This is a genomic window from Proteus sp. G2669 (assembly GCF_009915245.1).
In the GTDB taxonomy this organism is placed as follows: Bacteria; Pseudomonadota; Gammaproteobacteria; order Enterobacterales; family Enterobacteriaceae; genus Proteus.
The window spans coordinates 68468-87934 of sequence record NZ_JAABLX010000020.1 but is presented as its reverse complement, the minus strand read 5'-3'; the positions used below and the strand labels follow the sequence as shown (position 1 = coordinate 87934).

At 37.4% G+C, this 19467-nt stretch carries 17 protein-coding genes and 1 pseudogene; 6 read left to right on the top strand and 12 right to left on the bottom strand.

Translation table 11 applies throughout. From position 1 onward, the window contains the following. The 5 genes and pseudogenes from GWI68_RS20245 to ybjG all read right to left on the bottom strand — a co-directional run. Positions 1-686: pseudogene (locus GWI68_RS20245) on the bottom strand (IS3 family transposase); the annotation flags it as partial. Positions 687-745: 59 nt separating this feature from the next. Beyond that, positions 746-2416, bottom strand: a complete 1671-nt coding sequence (locus tag GWI68_RS05745; RefSeq protein ID WP_166539664.1) for a formate--tetrahydrofolate ligase — start codon at positions 2414-2416, stop codon at positions 746-748. A 377-nt stretch (positions 2417-2793) separates the two neighbouring features. After that, positions 2794-4158 (bottom strand): L-serine ammonia-lyase, encoded by a 1365-nt coding sequence (locus GWI68_RS05740; RefSeq protein ID WP_166539663.1) that lies wholly within the window; start codon positions 4156-4158, stop codon positions 2794-2796. 125 nt (positions 4159-4283) lie between these two features. Then, a complete protein-coding gene (locus GWI68_RS05735) occupies positions 4284-5600 on the bottom strand; it encodes an HAAAP family serine/threonine permease (protein ID WP_166539662.1) in 1317 nt (438 codons plus the stop codon). A gap of 909 nt (positions 5601-6509) precedes the next feature. Continuing rightward, positions 6510-7121, bottom strand: a complete 612-nt coding sequence (gene ybjG / locus GWI68_RS05730; RefSeq protein ID WP_166539661.1) for an undecaprenyl-diphosphate phosphatase — start codon at positions 7119-7121, stop codon at positions 6510-6512. Between the two features lie 237 nt (positions 7122-7358). Between ybjG and GWI68_RS05725 the strand changes: the two genes are divergently transcribed. Beyond that, positions 7359-7784, top strand: coding sequence for a secondary thiamine-phosphate synthase enzyme YjbQ (locus tag GWI68_RS05725; protein ID WP_166539660.1), 426 nt, complete (start codon positions 7359-7361; stop codon positions 7782-7784). A gap of 254 nt (positions 7785-8038) precedes the next feature. Here the strand turns inward: GWI68_RS05725 and GWI68_RS05720 are convergent, their stop codons facing one another. Then, positions 8039-8302, bottom strand: a complete 264-nt coding sequence (locus GWI68_RS05720; RefSeq protein ID WP_088493321.1) for a GrxA family glutaredoxin — start codon at positions 8300-8302, stop codon at positions 8039-8041. Positions 8303-8473: 171 nt separating this feature from the next. On the opposite strand from GWI68_RS05720, the gene GWI68_RS05715 reads away from it, so the two are divergent. The 4 genes from GWI68_RS05715 (at position 8474) to GWI68_RS05700 (ending at position 11930) form a co-directional block, all read left to right on the top strand. Further along, positions 8474-8776, top strand: coding sequence for a YbjC family protein (locus GWI68_RS05715; protein ID WP_109410069.1), 303 nt, complete (start codon positions 8474-8476; stop codon positions 8774-8776). Positions 8777-8944: 168 nt separating this feature from the next. Further along, entirely contained in the window at positions 8945-9460 is a 516-nt protein-coding gene (locus GWI68_RS05710; protein WP_109410068.1) for a YbjN domain-containing protein, read from the top strand. Positions 9461-9490: 30 nt separating this feature from the next. Continuing rightward, complete coding sequence (gene rlmC / locus GWI68_RS05705) at positions 9491-10624, top strand: 23S rRNA (uracil(747)-C(5))-methyltransferase RlmC (protein WP_166539659.1); 1134 nt, start codon at positions 9491-9493, stop codon at positions 10622-10624. 106 nt (positions 10625-10730) lie between these two features. Beyond that, positions 10731-11930 carry a multidrug effflux MFS transporter gene (locus GWI68_RS05700; RefSeq protein ID WP_166539658.1) on the top strand — a complete coding sequence of 400 codons (1200 nt, stop codon included), beginning with the start codon at positions 10731-10733 and terminating at the stop codon, positions 11928-11930. Positions 11931-12022: 92 nt separating this feature from the next. Here the strand turns inward: GWI68_RS05700 and artM are convergent, their stop codons facing one another. The 6 genes from artM to GWI68_RS05670 all read right to left on the bottom strand — a co-directional run bounded on the left by artM (position 12023) and on the right by GWI68_RS05670 (position 17415). Continuing rightward, on the bottom strand, positions 12023-12691 hold the full coding sequence (gene artM / locus GWI68_RS05695) for an arginine ABC transporter permease ArtM (RefSeq protein ID WP_109408775.1): 669 nt from the start codon (positions 12689-12691) through the stop codon (positions 12023-12025). Next, positions 12691-13395, bottom strand: coding sequence for an arginine ABC transporter permease ArtQ (artQ, locus tag GWI68_RS05690; RefSeq protein ID WP_072069696.1), 705 nt, complete (start codon positions 13393-13395; stop codon positions 12691-12693). Before artQ ends, artM begins: the two co-directional genes overlap by 1 nt. A 17-nt stretch (positions 13396-13412) precedes the next feature. Then, entirely contained in the window at positions 13413-14147 is a 735-nt protein-coding gene (gene artJ, locus GWI68_RS05685; RefSeq protein ID WP_023581291.1) for an arginine ABC transporter substrate-binding protein, read from the bottom strand. 14 nt (positions 14148-14161) lie between these two features. After that, complete coding sequence (gene artP, locus GWI68_RS05680) at positions 14162-14890, bottom strand: arginine ABC transporter ATP-binding protein ArtP (protein ID WP_166539657.1); 729 nt, start codon at positions 14888-14890, stop codon at positions 14162-14164. 112 nt (positions 14891-15002) lie between these two features. Continuing rightward, a complete protein-coding gene (locus GWI68_RS05675; RefSeq protein WP_166539656.1) occupies positions 15003-16460 on the bottom strand; it encodes a DUF2867 domain-containing protein in 1458 nt (485 codons plus the stop codon). Positions 16461-16512: 52 nt separating this feature from the next. Then, complete coding sequence (locus GWI68_RS05670) at positions 16513-17415, bottom strand: lysine exporter LysO family protein (protein WP_072062825.1); 903 nt, start codon at positions 17413-17415, stop codon at positions 16513-16515. A gap of 338 nt (positions 17416-17753) precedes the next feature. Here GWI68_RS05670 and GWI68_RS05665 point away from each other — a divergent pair, with 338 nt between their 5' ends. After that, a complete protein-coding gene (locus GWI68_RS05665; protein WP_166539655.1) occupies positions 17754-19430 on the top strand; it encodes an ATP-dependent endonuclease in 1677 nt (558 codons plus the stop codon). Positions 19431-19467: the final 37 nt, after the last annotated feature.

Genomic DNA, 19467 nt, shown 5'->3' with positions numbered 1-19467 from the left:
AAAACGATGATGGCTTAAGGTTGTTCGATGATAAGCCCGTTTATTAGGCACCAGTAACTGATGTTCTTTCAATAAAGAAAATAGCCGATCACGACCAATAACCATCTGTTTTTGCTTTAAAATAAAATGTAATTTACGCCCACCCAGTCGAGGTTGTAAGACTCGTTCAGATTTAACAACATCAATAATGGCCGAATCTGCTTTCTTTCGTTCCTCAGTTCTATCCAGCCTCTTGTAATAAGCCTGTCGGCTGATCTGCATAAAACGGCAAGCAATTGTTACGGTGAGGTTTTTAACCGTTTTTTCTTTAATAACTCGGCTTTGCGCTTTTTTGACAAACGAACTCCAAAGTCTCTATCCATGACTTTAACCACAGCTTCGAAAAAATCGGATTTAAGCCGAGCTTCTTCAAGTTCCTTTTCAAGGATCTTAATGCGTTGTTCCGGCGTTTGTTGTTTAGAAGATTGGGTCATAGCTGAACCTCTATAAAAAGTATCAGGGGTACCGTTTGACCAATCTAACCTACCATGCTTACGAAGCCAAACTAAAACAGTAGAGCATCCTTGTATACCATAGTGATCTTGGGCTTGTTTATAGGTTATTTCGCCTTTTTCAACTTGGTCAACAAGCTGTAATTTAAAAGCGAGAGAATAATCGCGTTGAGTCCGTTTAGTGATTGGTTTCATTACATTCTCCAATTTCAGATTGGAAAAGTGTCAACCTTATTTAGGACGGGTCAAGAGACTTAAATAAGTCCATCAATTTTCCCTTGATTATCAACATCTACGGCAATGGCTGCTGGCGTTTTCGGTAGTCCAGGCATAGTGGTGATAGAGCCTGTCAGTGCGACAACAAAGCCAGCACCAGCAGAAACATACACTTCGCGCACATTTATCGAAAAATCAGTAGGGCGACCTAATAAAGCGGGATTATCCGAGAGAGAATATTGTGTTTTTGCCATACATACGGGGAAATGACCGAAACCCATATTTTCTATTTGTTCCAACATTTTGCGAGCATGTTGGCTATAGGTCACACCATTTGCTCCATAGATCTCTTTTGCGACAGTATTAATTTTTTCACTAAGTGAGGCATTATCAGGATAAATTAATTGGAATTGACTATGTTCATTTTCAAGTGTATCCATGACTTGATTCGCTAATTCAATACCGCCTGCGCCCCCTTTTTCCCACACTTTTGTAATTGCAAATCGACAATCCCTATCTAGACAAAATTGCTCGATAAACTGATGTTCTGCAATACTATCGGTAACATAGGCATTAAGTGAAACAATCACAGGTAAGCCATATTTTTTAAGGTTTTCAATATGTTTTTCTAGATTGACAATACCTTTTTCAAGCGCAACTAAATCCTCATTATTCCATTCGCCTTTACCTAAGCCACCGTTATATTTTAGTGCTTTTGTAGTCACAACAATCACTGCACAATCTGGGTGTAATCCACTTATTCTGCATTTTATATCAAAGAATTTTTCAGCACCTAAATCAGCACCAAAACCCGCTTCTGTAATAGTGATATCAGCAAGTTGAAGAGCCAATTTTGTTGCTCTCACACTATTACAACCATGGGCAATATTAGCGAATGGGCCACCATGAATAATTGCTGGCGTATTTTCGAGTGTCTGCACTAGATTAGGGTTAATAGCATCTTTTAACAAACTGGCCATTGCGCCAACAGCTTGTAAATCGTTAGCAGTGATAGGGGCACCATTGTAAGAATAAGCAACAATGATCTGAGAAAGTCTTTGTTTTAAGTCTTGAATATCCTCAGCTAAACATAGGATTGACATAATTTCAGAAGCAACAGTAATAACAAAGTTATCTTCTCTTGTGATACCGTCTTTTTCGCCACCCAATCCCACAACAATATTTCGTAAAGCGCGATCGTTCATATCCATACAACGTTTAAACACGATTTTCTTAGGATCGATATTTAAAGGATTACCTTGATAAATGGAGTTATCAAGCATGGCGGCCAGTAAGTTGTTTGCTGATGTAATCGCATGAAAATCGCCAGTAAAATGAAGATTAAGATCTTCCATTGGCACAACTTGAGAATAACCCCCCCCAGCAGCTCCCCCTTTAATGCCAAAGCAAGGGCCTAATGAGGGTTCGCGTAATGCGATAATGGCACTTTTTCCAATATGGTTAAGGGCTTGCCCTAATCCAACGGTGACGGTTGTTTTACCTTCACCTGCAGGGGTAGGATTAATTGCGGTGACTAAAACCAGTTTTCCTGTTTTTTTTGTAGCAACTTTAGGCCAAATGCTGTGGCTAAATTTAGCTTTGTATTTGCCATAAAACTCGATATCGTCTTGATCAATATTTAAATTTTTAGCAATGTCTTGAATTGGTAAGAGGTGTGCTTCTTGGGAGATTTGAATATCTGATTTCATTTTAGTTCTCTTTTTTATCCCGCTTTTGATGTCTCTAGTGATCTTTACTCATCAACTGTAGCCAAGGATCTAAATAAGGCCAATAGATTGATTAAGTTGTAATTATTTTCTATTCGATAACGTGTTTATCGTCACACCCTTTAAATAATTTTTGTAACAGACTCCTATCTTTGACATTTTGCTACTTATATTGAGTGATATTTCTGTTTTCAATATTGAGTTTTCTTCTACACGTATTTTAACTAAGGATGATAATTTAATCTCATCCAAAAAAGTTATTCAAAGGGAAGAGCATCATTCTTGATTTTAGATAATAAAAAAGGCGCTGATATCAGCGCCTTACCCATTATAAATATCTGTATTTTGGACTCTCAGGTTTAGTCACAAGAAATTTTAATCGCTAATCCACCTTGAGAAGTTTCACGATATTTAGCATTAATGTCTTTACCGGTTTCGTACATTGTTTCAATGACTTTATCTAAACAAATACGAGGGTCGCTGACACGACGTAACGCCATACGAGATGAGTTTACTGCTTGTACGGCTGCGATAGCATTACGTTCAATACAAGGAACTTGTACTTGTCCTGCAACTGGGTCGCAGGTAAGCCCTAAGTTATGCTCCATTGCAATTTCCGCTGCAATACAAACTTGCTCTGGGCTACCGCCTAAAAGCTCAGTTAATGCACCAGCCGCCATTGAACAAGCAACACCCACTTCGCCTTGGCAACCCACTTCAGCACCCGAGATAGATGCATTCATTTTGTAAAGAGAACCAATAACACCTGCGACTAAGAAAAAGCGAGTATAAGAATTTTCATTTACAGGACGAATGAATTTATCGTAGTAAGAAAGTACCGCAGGGATAATGCCACATGCTCCGTTTGTCGGTGCTGTTACAACACGTCCACCAGCCGCATTTTCTTCATTGACGGCAAGGGCGAACATATTGATCCAGTCAACAACAGTCATAGGATCGGTTGTAGTTTTATCTTCTGTTACTAACATACGACGTAATGCAGAAGCACGGCGTGGTACACGTAATGGCCCTGGTAATAAGCCTTCGGTATTTACACCTCGCTCAATACCAGACTTCATTACTTCCCAAACTGCAGCTAAATGAGCCGAAATTTCTTCTTTGCTACGCAATGCTAATTCGTTTTGCATCACTAATGCAGATAAAGAGAGACCTGTTTCTTTACAATGACGACGTAAATCAGCCGCATATTGATAAGGATAAGGGACTTGAACCGTATTTTCTTCAGGTTGACCAAAATGCTCTTCATCAACAATAAAACCACCACCAATAGAATAATAGGTTTTTTTCAATAGAACCTGTTCACCATTATAAGCGGTGATGGTCATACCATTCTCATGGAGGGGTAAATTGCTTTTATGAAAATTCATACCACCATCAACAGGGAAATCCACTTCTTTAATGCCATTTGCTAGCATTAAGCGGCCTGTTGCTTCTACTTGTTTTATAAATGGGGTAATAGAATCTATATCGACAGTATCGGGTAAATTTCCTGCTAATCCCATAATAATAGCAATATCAGTTGCGTGACCTTTACCCGTTAAAGATAAAGAGCCATAAACATCAACGATAACGCGGGAAACAGAAGAAAGTAGATTTTTTTCAGCAAGGATATCAACGAATTCTTTACCTGCTTTCATTGGGCCTACAGTGTGTGAACTTGAAGGACCGATACCGATTTTAAAAATATCAAAGACGCTAACCATAATATTCGCCTCCCTAATTAATTTAAAGGCGCAACTGTGTGATTATTAGAGTGATAAGTGTCAGTTTTGAAGTCTAAATCTGTAATGGCTACTTCCTTTTATGAAAGTAGCCATTAGATGCCTTATTAGCCCACGAAAGAGTTAATTAAGCTATAGAAAACTGCTGAGATTGCGATAAGACCCATGATTACAACGAATACGTTGCTGATATGGCCTTCGTATTTCTTCATTGCTGGTACTTTACGGATTGCATACATAGGCATCAGGAACAGTAACATTGCGATAATTGGACCACCTAATGTTTCAATCATACCTAAAATGCTTGGGTTTAACGTTGCCACGATCCACGTTGTAACCAGCATAAACAGTGCAGTGATTTTGTTTAAACGATCTTTTTCGATTGTTTTACCTTTTTCACGCAGTGATTTGATGATTAAACCGTTGAAACCTTCACGAGCACCTAAGTAGTGACCTAAGAAAGATTTAGTAATCGCAACGAAAGCAATAAATGGAGCAATATAAGCGATAACTGGTGCTTCAAAATGGTTAGCAAGGTAAGACAGGATACTGATGTTCTGTGCTTTTGCTTCTGCTAAGTTTTCTGGTGTTAAGCTAAACACACAGCTAAACACGAAGAACATTACAGTGATAACCATCATGATGTGCGCATAAGCTAAAATGCGTGAACATTTTTTCTCAGCGTTTTCGCCATATTCTTCACGTTTTGCAACAGCAAACGCAGAGATGATAGGAGAGTGGTTAAAAGAGAACACCATTACAGGAATAGCTAACCATAGAGTTACTAATAGGCCTTGGCCCATACCTGATGTTGTTGCGTGATCAAAAGAGAGAGTATCAAGAACCGCACCATTCCACTCTGGGATCAGATACAGTGCCAAGATCATCAGGACAACGACAAATGGGAACACTAACACGCTCATTGCTTTAACGATAGCTTGTTCACCAAAGCGAATGATCGACATGATACCGATGATCAGTATCAGTGATAAAATTGCACGAGGTGGTGCAGACATGTGCATTTGGTTCACAATAAAGCTTTCTACTGTATTGGTGATAGCAACACTATAAACCAATAAAATAGGATAAATAGCAAAGAAATAGAGCAGAGTAATCAGTTTACCTGCTGTTTTACCAAAGTGTTCTTCAACAACTTCAGTGATATCTTCACCTGGGTTTTTACCTGATAACACAAAGCGGCACATACCACGGTGTGCAAAGAAGGTCATTGGAAATGCAAGCACTAACATGATCAACAAAGGAATTAAACCACCGATCCCTGCGTTGATAGGTAAAAATAGAACGCCAGCACCGATAGCCGTACCATATAAACCTAACATCCATACAGTATCTGATTTACGCCATGTTTTGTAATCACCTTGGGTGTTACCCGATGCGATAGAACCAGCTTTGGTTGTATCCATAATACTCTCCGAAATAACGCGGTAAAAAAAATAATGAATAAAAATAAGAGCGTGATTTTATTTCTTATCAGAAACAATCACGACATAAATTTAATTATGAATAAATGAGTGCATTGAGTACCTGGTGTTATCTCAATATCTTCAATTACCACATACTAAAATCTTTAAATTTCAAAAGAATTAGACTCTTCTAAAATTTGAAAAAATATTCAATAAGTTTATATCCAGACTTAAGAGGTGCAGAATATAGTGTTTTTCAGGATAAACTACCGTGATCACCATCTCAAATGCTAAATATAACTGAAAAACCTAAAAATGTAACATTTTTTATATTTTGTGTTTTTAGAGGGGGTTTTAAAACATTTTGAAATACTTTTCCATTTTTAATCGGAATTGAAAATAAAGCCAAATATCTAAATATTCATATGTTAATGATTAAATTTAGGCTTTTTTATTTCTTCTAAAATAAATGATTTAAATCAATCTGGTTATTTTTATTCACAATTAAAACATTACATTAACCTTGCATGTTGTTGATATATATGAATTAATTATTTTCTTTTATTTATGTATAAAAGTAGACAAAAGAATATAAAAATAAGGGAATACGATTATTTATTAATGATTTTTCTTTATTCTATGAAATAAATATAACAACAATTCAATCATAAGTAGAATATTGTTTATTATTACGACAATAAATTTGTTAATAAATGAGTCTGATACATTACTATATAACGAATATAAAAACTTCATTTTGATTAAAATAACAACATATTTATTTTTGGACAAATAATATAATAATAGAGGATATTTTTATTTATATATTAATATATCAACGTGGGGATTGACTTAAGTTAAATATAAAAAAGACCACAATAAATATGGTCTTTTTCAATGTAAGAAAGGTTAGGCTTTTGTCCAACCTTTACGAATGGGATAAGCAAAACAGAGCTGATAAAGCTGTTGTACCCATTTTTGGAGTATATCTCCGCCCTTAGACCAGAACATCTGACTTAAGCCACAAGAAAGCAAAGCCACAATAAAGGCACCTATCATATCGATTGGCCAATGCACACCAAGGTAAATACGAGCCCAAGCAATCGCTAGTCCTAAACCTAGCATGATATAACCAATACGTTTACTGTTATGCCAAAACAGATAAGCTAATGCAATGGTAAAAACAAACGTACCGTGGTTGCTAGGGAATGAAGGTGTTGCATCATGATCAAGGAAGTTATGACCAATATTAGCAGCGAAAGGACGCTCATGCGGAGCAATTGCACCAATTAACCAAGAGATAGACAATGCAATAGCTAAAGATACTGCGGCTTTGCAGGCTAATGTTCTTTGCTGGCTAAGATGTTTTTCATTACCCCACAACCAATAGGACACTAAAGATAAAGGAAAAAGATAGACAAGGTACTTAGCAATAATTATCGCCATACCGATTTCGAAAGGAGATGCCGCAGGTGTTGCATTCATCATTGAAAATACGGCTAAATTAAATTGTTCCAGCAAAGTAGGCTCCATACATGTCGTGCTGATAAGCGATGTTTATGATACATAATACGCAAGTTTTTAAGGGTAAATGAGGGAGTAATAAGGGTAAAGTGTTTTTTTCTTATTTAATTGTGCTTTTTTTAAAGAATTGTCAGTTTTAGATTTAACTGAGCTAAAGCACTCTTAAAAAGAGTATTTCGCTTATGGTATCGCTCTCGCATTGTTCTTTTTTCTTATTTTCAACGAGGTATAAAAATGTGGCTCCAAAAAAACATCATACTCAACGCAAGGCCGAGAGGGTTCCACTTAATTACACAGGCATTGATTCAAGAATTATCCGAACTAAGACAATATAAAATTGGAATAGCTCATTTTTTTATTCAACATACATCAGCTTCATTAACGATTAATGAAAATGCCGACCCGACAGTACGAAGTGACTTTGAAAGTTTCTTTAATCAAAGTGTTAAAGAGGATGAAGATTACTATCTTCACACTTATGAAGGTAGTGATGATATGCCAGCCCATATAAAAAGTAGTTTACTTGGGCAAAGCGTCACGATCCCTATTAGTCAAGGTGAACTTAATTTAGGAACTTGGCAGGGGATTTATCTTGGGGAACATCGTGATCGTGGTGGCCGTCGTCGTATTATTGTGACATTGCAAGGCGAGTGTTATTAGATTGCAGGCAATAAAAAACCCGACAGTTATTTCACCAAAGGGGTTGAAACTATCGGGCTCCTCAATATTTGGGGACATCAAAGAAAAGCAGTGGCACTAATTCAGACTCCAGGTTAGATAGAAAGTTCGCTGACTAATGAAAAAAAGTAGGATTATTTTTTGGAAAGAGGGGAATATAAAGAGATAATGAGTAAAATAAAAAGGGAAAAGCGCTAAAACATATTGAAAGTTAAGCTGTTTTAGCGCTTTTTTAATTAGTTGTATATGCCTAAATTTTCTTTAGCATAAGCTTCAAAATCTGTGCAACCACCAATGTGTTTCTCATCAATGAAAATTTGTGGCACAGTTTCAACTTCTTTACCGACGGTTTTAGATAAATCAGCTTTTGTAATTCCTTCAGCTTGAATATCTACATAGCGGAAATCAAAATCGTCACGTTTTTCAGACAGAGTTTCAGCCAGTTGTTTAGCACGTACACAATATGGGCAACCCGGACGACCAAAAATAACAACAAACATACGACACTCCTTATTGAGGAAATAAAATTCAGGCATAATAGTCTTTATTGGTTGATACTATGCCCTTTTATTAGGCTAAACAAAAACAGTTATTGCCTTTTAGTGTGATAAATTATACCAATTTGCCGAATAATGAGATAGGACTGCGATACAGCATTTAGCGGAGAAAATATGGAAAAGCCTTCTAAACGGGATATGAAATCACTGTCTGATATGCCAAAACCCATCATAATCATAGAGATCGTGGGGATTATTTTATTAGTGGTTGCATACTTATATATCAATCAATATATCACTTCTCCGCAGTGGTTAGGTACCTACACGGGGCAATTAACTCTGGTTGTTCTGGGCGTTATCTGTATGATCCCACCTTCTATTCATATTGTATGGCGGGCGATTTATCGCTTAACGTTTTTAGGTATTGATAACAATCCCGCGAATAATAAAAAGAAAAAAGAGAATAACAAAGAATAGCGTACTGTTTTTTCTCAACAAAGCATGAAAAACTAAGAAAACCCAATTTGTAAATTGGCTTAATTTTCTTAGTTTTTCTATTTATTAGTGCCTTCAAGATAGAAAAAGTGGCAAAATAGCCTTAATGCCAAAAGGCACTCTTTTCTTTAGCGCGTAAAGGTTATTTGAATGAACGCTGTTGTTACCCCCGATCTGGATCAGCTAAAATCTTGGCTTGATGAACTACAGATTGCTTATTATGAATGTGACTCTTGTCAGGCGTTACATTTACCACATCTTCAATATATCAGCGGCATATTTGATGCTAAAATTGATATTCTCGAAGATGTGCTTGTATTTACCGCTATCGCTGAATTAAAACCCTCAGCAATAGTGCCTTTAATGGCAAATCTAAGCCAAATAAATGCAAGTTCTTTGTTTATTAAAACATTTTTAGAAATTAGTGATGAAAACTTACCTAAGTTAGTATTCTGCCAATCATTCCCTGTTGCTGCGGGGATCTCACTGAATCAATTTGATCTGTTCTTACAAAAAGCAGAAGAACAATCGGCTGAAGTTGTCAGTGAAATTTTTAATAATGGTTTCTTGTATGGTGAAAAACAAGAAAACGAAAATGAAGAAGATGATGAAGAAGAAGTTGAAATAAGTAGTTCATCAACTGACTCCTCCTATACTGTACATTAATATTAATCTCCATAACGGTCACAAAATCTTATGCAATGCGCACGCTTTAGTGCGGGTGATTGTCATTCTTGTGAATGGCTTTCTCTTGCTTATTCTGAACAAATCAAGAAAAAACAGCACAGCTTATTATCATTGCTACCTGAAGATTATGCTTTTAATAAATTAGCGCCTGTTGAAAGCCAGCAAGCGCAATTTCGTAATAAAGCAAAAATGGTAGTCAGTGGCAGTGTTGAAAAACCTGTATTAGGTCTAAAAACACGAGAGGGTGTGGCTGTCGATTTATGCGAATGCCCTCTTTATCCTGACTCTTTTGCACCGACATTCCCAATTTTAAAAACATTTATAGCGAGAGCAGGATTAGTACCTTACGACATTGAGCGTCGCCGTGGTGAACTTAAGTTTATTTTATTAACTGAAAGCAGAAGCAATGGCACGATAATGTTGCGTTTTGTTTTGCGCTCAGAAAAAAAATTAGAACAACTTCACAAAGCACTTCCGTGGTTACAAGAACAACTGCCTCAATTAGCTGTTATCTCTGTGAATATTCAACCTGTTCATATGGCTATTCTTGAAGGTGAAAAAGAAATTATTCTGACTGAAAAAGCATTTTTGGATGAATCTTTTAATCAAATTCCATTACATATTCGTCCTAGAGGTTTTTTCCAAACTAATCCAGAGGTTGCTTCATCACTTTATGCTACGGCAGGTCGTTGGGTAAGAGAATTAAATATCTCACATTTGTGGGATATGTTTTGTGGATCAGGAGGCTTTGGATTACATTGCGCAGATAAATTGACCCAATTGACAGGAATTGAAATTAGCCCTGAAGCAATAGAATGTGCACGCCTCTCTGCTCATGAATTAGGGCTAGAGCATGTTGAGTTTCAAGCCTTAGATTCAACCGGTTATGCATTAGCTAAAGAGTCAGTGCCTGAATTAGTGCTTGTTAATCCGCCAAGGCGAGGTATTGGTGAGGCATTGTGCGGTTATCTAAATAAAATGAAACCTCGCTTTATTCTGTACTCTAGCTGCAATGCTCAAACCATGGCTAAAGATATTCAGCAACTTTCTCATTATCGTATTGATAGAGTGCAGTTGTTTGATATGTTTCCTCATACTGCTCATTATGAAGTGCTTACATTATTGGTATTACAAGATAGTTAAGATATTCATTACAAAATAGGTAATGGGTGTTAGTATAAATAAGTATTTAACGCTCGATGGATAACATCGGGCGTTTTCTTTTTTGATTAGATAGGCATTTTATTTTATGCAGAATTTAAAAGCGTTGTTATTAGTGATGGTACTATTAGGGCCATTAGGGATTGATCTCTATTTACCGACTATACCTGCAATTGCTCAAGATTTAGGAAGCAGTGAATCCCTTATTCAATCGACTATCGCTTTATTTATTTTAGTGTTGGGGATAGGGCAACTTATATCAGGGCCTTTGGTGGATAAGTTTGGTCGTAAACCTATCGCTATCGCTGGGATCTTTATCTATATTGTGGGTTCTGTCATTGCAACGATTTCGACAGACTCAACGCTTTTTATTATTTCGCGATTATTACAAGCTTCAGCAGTGTGCTGTACCTCCGTTGTGGCTTTTACCTGCGTTCGTGACTGTTTTAATGGTAATGAAGCCGCCCGTGTTTTTGGCTTTTTAAATGGTACCTTAAATATTATTCCTGCACTTGCACCTTTATTAGGTGGATTATTAGCTGAGTATTGGGGATGGCGCGCGCCTTTCGGATTTTTAATTTTCTATTCGGTATTTGTGCTAGTTTTGATCACTCGCTTCTTGCCTGAAACTAAACCTGAAAATACAGCTCAATCAAAACAGAAATTAGGTAAAACATACCTTGAGATTTTATGTAGTAAACGTTTTTTAACTTTTGCCTTAGTGAATGCAGGCACAATGGGAATGGCGTTAACTTATGTTTCATTTGCCCCTATTGTGTTGATGAATGATGCGAAACTATCACCGCTGATTTTTTCCATTGTTTTTGGTGTAAATGGTTTTTGGATAATGTTTGTCAGTTTTTATGCAAACCGTGTGATCCACCGTGTTGGCAGACCTATTTGTTTGATCTTAGGAGGCGGATTAATGGGATTAGGCTGCGTGAGTTTGTTATTAAGCTTAATGTTTATTCCTGCTGGAATACAAAACCATTGGCTGATTTATATGCTCCCTGTAGCAAGTGCTTGTGCTGGATTAGCCTTTATTATGGGGCCTGCGACAAGTTATGCACTTGAGCCATATTCGCAAACGGCAGGCATTGCCTCTGCTTTAGTTGGTTTTATTCAAATGGCAGGCGGTGCTGCTTTTGGTTTAACTGCACTGGCATCACCTGTACAACCTAAATTAGCGTTAGCTGTTGTCATGTTAATTGGGAGTTTGTTGGCATGGAATGCGTATCGAGTAAGCCATAAAGAAGCGTTAATAGAAAAACAGGCTACACAAAAATAGGACATGTATTTGTTGTTTATTCCAACATAAAAAATACCCCAGAGTGAAAAAAATCTGGGGTATTTTTTTATCGACAGTTTGGTTTAGACGTTTTAATTACGATGTTCAAACTCTAAGGCTTTTTTCTCAATCAATCTCATTAGAAGTGTCAGTATTCCGTTGATGCCTAAATAAATAATACCTGCGGCAACAAAGACCATCACATCATAACTTTGACCAAATACTTGTCGGCTATAACCTGTTAATTCAAGCAATGTGATCGTACTGGCGAGTGAGGTACTTTTAAATATCAATACAACTTCGTTTGAATAGGATGAAAGCGCACGCTTAAATGCATAAGGCAATATTACTCTTGCTGTTTGCACTGGCGACATACCTAATGCTTGGCAAGATTGCCATTGTCCTGAAGGAATAGCTCTTACTGCACCATAAAAAAGTAAGGTTGAATAAGCGGCACTATTTAATGCTAATGTGACCATGGCACAAAACCACGGTGTTGATAATAACTCCCAAATCAGAGGGAATTTTTGCAACACAGGAAATTGTCCAGGGCCATAATAGATTAAGAAAAACTGCACTAATAACGGTGTACCGGTAAATAAGGTGATATACGCTTTTACAATTTGAGTAATAACAGGGGTTTTTAATGCCAAAATAAAGGTCATTAAAACTGAAAGTGTAAATGCTACCAATAAAGCCACTAATGTTAATGACAAGCTGGTTGGTAATCCCGGTAAAATATCAACAATATAATCCCACATTATGAGGCACTCCGTTCAAATCGAGTTGTTCTCATTTCTAACCATTTCAGGATATATTGACTGACTAGCGTAATGGCTAAATAAATCAGTGCAACAATGCTATACCAAGTAAAAGGCTCTTGAGTTCTATTAGCTATACTTTGTGTCTGTAACATTAAATCATTAACACTGATTAATGAGACTAAAGCCGTATCTTTTAATAAAACTAACCACTGATTACCTAAACCAGGTAAAGCATGACGCCACATTTGAGGCATAATAAAGCGGAAGAAAATAGTAATACGACCCATACCTAACGCTTGGCCGGCTTCCCATTGTCCTGTTGGTACCGCTTTTAAGGCGCCACGTAATGTTTGTGAAGCATAAGAAGCATAAAGAAGTGAAAGGGCGATAACACCACAATAGAAAGGTAGAGATTCAGTATCACCAAAATCTATTTGTAAGGTGAAAGAACCTAATTCAATGCCATCCATTAAGATCATGACACCTTGTAAGGTGCCATAATAGACAAAAAGAACCACCAGCATTTCTGGTAGTCCTCTGATTAGTGTTACCCAGCATGTTCCTAAGAAAGCAAAGGCTTTCCATCTCGCGGATTCCCATGCTGTAAACAACATGGCGAGAACTAATCCAATGATAAGAGCAGAAATAGCAAGTGAGACCGTAGTAACGGCCGCACCTGCTAGAGTTGTTATTTCATTCATTTATTAAGCTATTATTGTTATTCAAACCATTTTTTATAAATGACATCATAAGTGCCATCAGCTTTTACTTCAGCTAATGCTTTGTTTAATTTATCTTGTAAATCAGCATTGCCTTTTCTTACTGCGATCGCAAGGCCTGTACCAAAATAGTTAGGATCTGCAACTTTATCGCCTACAATACCTAATTCAGGATTTTTTTTCAGCCATTCATTTACAACTGCAGTGTCACCAAAGATAGCTTCAATACGACCATTTTTAAGATCTAATACTGCATTTTGGTAACTGTCATAAGGAACAGTTTTCATTTCTTTGTGTTGCTCATTGATGAATTTCTGATGGGTAGTCCCATTCTGTACACCAATTTGTTTACCTTTTAAGCTAGCAACATCAGAGATTTTACCTGTTACTGTAATAAATACAGCGGAGTTATCATAGTAGGAATCCGTGAAATCAACTTGTTTTTGACGCTCAGGGGTAATATCAATACCTGCCATTAATGCTTCAAAACGACGGAATTTCAGACTAGGAATTAAGCTATCAAAAGACTGATTGGTAAAGGTACAATCCGCATTAATTTTTGCACACATTGCATTAGCGAGATCAACATCAAATCCTACAATTTGGTTATTCGCATCAATCATTTCAAATGGCGGATATGTTGCTTCAGTGGCAAAACGGATTGTCTCTTTCTCAGCCGCAGTTGCAGAAAGTGTAATACTGGTCAGAAGTGCTGCAAATAATATTTTTTTCATTGTCTGATCCCGATTTAGTGTGACAAGTAATTAGCAAAAGCTTCCGTTTGTGGAGCAGTGAAACGATAGTTATCACCTTGCTCTATAATACGGCCGTTTTCCATATATACAACTTTGCTCGCGGCTTTGCGTGCAATTTCAACTTCATGGGTCACAATCACTTGTGTAATACCCGTTTCAGAAAGCTCTTTAATAATATCAACAACTTGAGCTGTAATTTCAGGATCTAATGCCGCTGTCGGTTCATCAAATAAGAGAACTTGAGGCTCCATCATTAATGCTCTTGCAATGGCAACACGTTGTTGCTGTCCACCCGATAAATGTAGTGGGAAGCGTCCTGCATAATCACTTAAACGTAAACGTTCAAGTAACTTCATTGCTTTTTCTTTAGCCTGCGGTTTTGATAAACCTAATACACGACAAGGTGCTTCAATTAAATTATCAAGAACCGTCAGGTGCGGCCATAAATTATATTGTTGAAATACCATGCCCACATTTTGGCGTAATGAACGAATTGCCTTTGCGTTAGGCTGTTGGTTAAAGTCAAAATGTAGACCCGCAATTTCTAATTCGCCTGAACGTGGCAATTCTAATAAATTAAGAACTCTCATTAGTGAGCTCTTACCTGCACCACTTGGTCCTAATAGAACCATTGTTTCACCAGCAGAGCATTCCAGATTAATATCATAGAGTGCTTGGTGCGAACCGTAGAAACAATTTATGTTTTTTAATTGAATACTCATGCGTTTTTTCTGAATAGTCATTAACTGGTTCAAATAATAAAACGGTAAGAATAATTATGCAACTAAAACTGCATAATAAAGTGGTTTTTTTACGTAAAAATGGGTAATTCAGCTATTTTTTTTCACTCTTAGGTGAATTTTTATCCAGTTCATAAGCGTTATTACTTATGGTTTTAGCCATGCCTTTGAAAATAAATAAATGCGCAGGCATCATCGCAAACCAATAAAGTAATCCACTAAAACCGGCAGGGTGCCACCAAGCACGAACATCGATTGAACGAAGATTACCACTATCATGGATAGTAAAAGAAAGGCGACCTAAACCGGGAGCTTTCATTCCAAATAATAAGGTTAGTTGTTTTTCTGGCTCTAGTTTGATCACTCGCCAACCATCAATCATATCGCCAAGTTCTAATGTTTCTCTAGAAGGGCGTCCGTAAGTCACTTTATTTCCGACCATATCATCCATAATGGCGCGGGTTTTCCATAGCGCATTACCATAAAAATAGCCTTGTTCTCCACCGATTTGTTGCACAGTATGCCAAAGGGATGCCGCGCTTGCCGGTGTAGATACTGTACAACCTGCATTTTTAGGGTAATAACCATAACCCGGTTTCCAGCGATTACGAACAGCAGGAGAGTAACCCCAATCTTGGTTATCTAAAGCCGCTTCTTCATCAGCGAGTGTTTCTTTTACTGCATCATCAAATTTAATTAGGGATTGAGGAATAAGTTTACGTAATGGCTCATCGTTGGCAGGAAGATCATATTTAAGCCCTTGGATCAGCTCTTTGGCAATAGAGGTTGGCACAGACGTTATCATACTGATAAAGCCCGCAGAAATAAGACTGCCCGGCATAGGTAGCGGGATCAGCACTCGTTTTTTACCTGAGATTTTAATAAAGCGCTCAAAAAGGGTCTGATAGCTAATATATTCGGGGCCACCAGCATCAAAAATACGATGTTGATGTGTGGGATGATGGATAATTTCTGTTAAATAGTGAATTAAGTTTTTTAAGGCAATAGGGGACGATTTTGAACGAACCCAGCGCGGAGGCGTAAGAATAGGGAGGTTATAAACCATATCACGCATAATTTCAAAGGCGGCAGAGCCAGGGCCGACAATCATTGAGGTACGAATTTCAGTTACAGGGATCGCGCTTGTTCTTAATACCTCACCCGTGAGTTTTCGGGCAATGAGATGGGGTGAATATTGCTGATCTTCATGTTGTAAGGCACTTAAAAAAATAATTTGTTTAACTTCTGTGCCTTCTAATGCTTCCACAACATTAATTGCCGCTTTACGCTCTTGCTCAACTAAATTATGTGCATCGCCCATGCTGTGAACAAGATAGTACACAATATCAGTATCATGCATGATTTTGTTTAAGGTTTCTGGATTGTGTAAATCCACAAAAATACAGCGTGTATTTTCCCAACCTTGAGACATCATCCAGTCAACTCTGCGCGCTCCCGCAGTGACTTGATGACCTTGTTTTATCAGAGCTGGAATAAGATTTTGACCAATATGGCCACTTGCACCAAGTACTAATACACGCTGTTGATTCATTGTTAATCCACTGTAAAAAGAGAACGTTATTGTTCTATTGTTACTGATTTTTCTATGAAGTAAAGAAAGCCATTAATATTGGAGTGATTAAACTTAACACGAATCCGTGCACAATGGCTGCAGGCACAATGGCAACACCACCACTTCTTTGTAAAACAGGTAACGTAAAGTCCATGGAAGTTGAACCACAAATCCCTAATGCCGTGTTTCTATAACGATTAACAATGATAGGAATAAGCATAATTGCCGCTAATTCACGCATTAAGTCATTGAAAAACGCAGTACTACCAATAACAGGGCCAAATGCATCGGTAAGTACAATCCCAGATAAAGAGTACCAACCATATCCAGATGCAATGGCTAATCCCATTTTCATCGGTAATCCTAGTAAATAAGCAGCTAAAGCACCACCTGCAAGCGCACTCACCCCCATGACGACAGCAACGGTTGTTCCTCTGCGGTTAATTAAAATTTGCTTTGGGCTCATTCCGCTATTACGCAATTGTAATCCTACTAGCCACAGCAAGAAGATAAGCGCACCTTGGCTGGCATGAGATGCATAATGAAAAATTGACCAACCCGTTAAGCCTACAAAAAAACCGACAACAACCACACCGCATAATTGCAGCGATTCAAGTACCATTTTTATGCGTGATGGTGGCTTAGATTGCTTATGTGCAGGGACATGCCAAGGATCTTTTTTATCCAATAGCCATAAAAATAGTAAATTTGCCCCAAAGGTACATAAAAAGAAAACGCTGGCATAAGCAAGAATAGAGACTAAATTTTCACCAATATTATCTAACATGGCTAAACTGACGCCCATTAGAAATAGGATAACGTAAACCATCGCACTAAGTAGGCGATTTGCCAGATGAAGTAATGGGCGATTGTTTAATTTAATCAAATACCCTACAAAAAGCGGAAGTAGGATAATCAATAACCCTGATAACATTTCTATTCCTTACTGAGTGCACTCAAATTATAAAATAAACTAATAACGTTGTCTGCATTATAACATTTACTTATGTTGTTGTGGATACAGAAGCTAAGATAAATCTAAAATTTTTATTGAAGCCATGAGCCTAACATGTTTACCGATAAGTGGCTTTAATTGTTTGAAAAGCGAACGATTTGGGTATATATCGAATAGTTGAGTAAATTTTATTACGACACTCTTTAACTGTGATTTAATGAAAACATTCATTAAGTGAAATTATTGGCAGATTAAGCATAAAATTAAGATAGGAAGAATAAAAAAACATAGCTTAGTCGTAACTAACGAGGGAATTTATGTATTTAGAAAGAGTGGAAATAGTTGGATTCCGTGGACTTAATCGTCTTTCATTACCTCTTGATATGAATACAGTCTTAGTGGGTGAAAATGCGTGGGGTAAAAGCTCATTACTTGATGCGTTAACACTCAGCTTGGGTATTGAAACCTATCAATATGCATTTACACCTGATGATTTCCATCGTCTGCCGAATGAGCCGGAAGAAAATAGTAAAAAAACGCTACAAATTATTCTGACATTTACTGAATCACGCCCTGGACGACATCGTTCTTATCGTTTTCACAAAATAGCGCCTGTATGGGTTGCAAATGGTGATGAACTAAAACATATCTATTACCGCATCAGTGCTGAATTAGATGAACAAAAAAATGTAAAAACATTCCGCTATTTTCTGGATAAAGAAGGAAAGCAAATTCGCTTACCTAATGGACAAACTCAAGAAATTATTGCAGAGATTGTTAGGCTTTATCCTGTTCTTCGCTTGCAAGATGCGCGTTTTGTTCGTGATCTTACCTCTGACGTTATCGATCCTCATAATAACCCTCATCGAGAAGCGTTTAATAATAAAATGAGTGAGTTAACCAAGGCATTAGTTAAAAATCCAGACGAGTTGTCAGATGAGGATTTACGTGAAGGGCTAGATGCCATGCAACAGCTACTAGGGCACTATTTTGCTGATCATGGTTCATTGTTGTTTAAATCACATGCTCGTCATCGTAAAGTCAATGAGCCTCATGTACGTGGCTGGCACGCATTAGAAAATATTAATAAGGTGTTGGCAAAACCGAATCAACGAAGCATTCGATTAATTATCCTAGGAATGTTCTCCTCTATATTACAGTCTCGAGGTAGCGTTGCATTAGATCCTTATGCAAGGCCTATCGTTATTGTAGAAAACCCTGAAACACGTTTACATCCTATTATGCTTTCGGTGGCTTGGGGATTACTTAATCTTTTTTCATTACAACGTATAACAACGACTAATTCAGGTGAGTTACTTTCATTAGCACCATTAGAAAGTGTGTGTCGTTTAGTACGTGATACTGACAAAGTAGCTGCTTATCGTGTTGGTAATCAGCAATTACATTCAGATGAAGAACGACGTATTTCATTTCATATTCGTTATAACAGGCCGTCTGCACTTTTTGCTCGTTGCTGGTTATTAGTTGAAGGTGAAACAGAAATTTGGTTAATGAACGAGTTGGCAAGACAATGTAATTATTTCTTTGAAGCCGAAGGAATAAAAGTTATTGAATTTGCACAATGTGGACTTAAGCCATTATTAAAGTATGCAACGTATATGGGAATAGAATGGCATACCTTAGTGGATGGTGATGAAGCGGGTAAGAAATATGCCGCAACCGTTAAAGATTTTGCATCAAAAAGCAATGATGCGGAGCGTGATAGATTAACAAAACTCCCCGCCTTAGATATGGAACATTTTTTATACAAAGAAGGCTTTCGCAATGTGTATCATGATGTTGCAGGTGTACCTGATAATGAAAAATGGCCAACTCGACGTGTGATTATTAAAGCTATCCAACGCTCATCAAAACCAGATCTCGCACTAACGGTAGCTAACAATGCTGCTCAACGAGGAGTAGACTCCATCCCCTCCATACTGAAAAGTATGTTTTCTCGTGTTGCATGGCTTGCTAGAGGCAAAGCAAATTAGGCCGTTATAGCAAGAAAGATAAACGCACGGGATCAAT

Coding starts and splice junctions, on each gene's coding strand:
- GWI68_RS05745 (WP_166539664.1), bottom strand. CDS start 2,416: ATGAAATCAGATATTCAAATCTCCCAAGAAGCACACCTCTTACCAATT.
- GWI68_RS05670 (WP_072062825.1), bottom strand. CDS start 17,415: ATGTTATCAGGGTTATTGATTATCCTACTTCCGCTTTTTGTAGGGTAT.
- GWI68_RS05715 (WP_109410069.1), top strand. CDS start 8,474: ATGGAAAAGCCTTCTAAACGGGATATGAAATCACTGTCTGATATGCCA.
- artQ (WP_072069696.1), bottom strand. CDS start 13,395: ATGAATGAAATAACAACTCTAGCAGGTGCGGCCGTTACTACGGTCTCA.
- rlmC (WP_166539659.1), top strand. CDS start 9,491: ATGCAATGCGCACGCTTTAGTGCGGGTGATTGTCATTCTTGTGAATGG.
- GWI68_RS05720 (WP_088493321.1), bottom strand. CDS start 8,302: ATGTTTGTTGTTATTTTTGGTCGTCCGGGTTGCCCATATTGTGTACGT.
- artP (WP_166539657.1), bottom strand. CDS start 14,890: ATGAGTATTCAATTAAAAAACATAAATTGTTTCTACGGTTCGCACCAA.
- GWI68_RS05675 (WP_166539656.1), bottom strand. CDS start 16,460: ATGAATCAACAGCGTGTATTAGTACTTGGTGCAAGTGGCCATATTGGT.
- GWI68_RS05700 (WP_166539658.1), top strand. CDS start 10,731: ATGCAGAATTTAAAAGCGTTGTTATTAGTGATGGTACTATTAGGGCCA.
- GWI68_RS05725 (WP_166539660.1), top strand. CDS start 7,359: ATGTGGCTCCAAAAAAACATCATACTCAACGCAAGGCCGAGAGGGTTC.
- GWI68_RS05735 (WP_166539662.1), bottom strand. CDS start 5,600: ATGGATACAACCAAAGCTGGTTCTATCGCATCGGGTAACACCCAAGGT.
- artJ (WP_023581291.1), bottom strand. CDS start 14,147: ATGAAAAAAATATTATTTGCAGCACTTCTGACCAGTATTACACTTTCT.
- GWI68_RS05665 (WP_166539655.1), top strand. CDS start 17,754: ATGTATTTAGAAAGAGTGGAAATAGTTGGATTCCGTGGACTTAATCGT.
- artM (WP_109408775.1), bottom strand. CDS start 12,691: ATGTGGGATTATATTGTTGATATTTTACCGGGATTACCAACCAGCTTG.
- GWI68_RS05710 (WP_109410068.1), top strand. CDS start 8,945: ATGAACGCTGTTGTTACCCCCGATCTGGATCAGCTAAAATCTTGGCTT.
- GWI68_RS05740 (WP_166539663.1), bottom strand. CDS start 4,158: ATGGTTAGCGTCTTTGATATTTTTAAAATCGGTATCGGTCCTTCAAGT.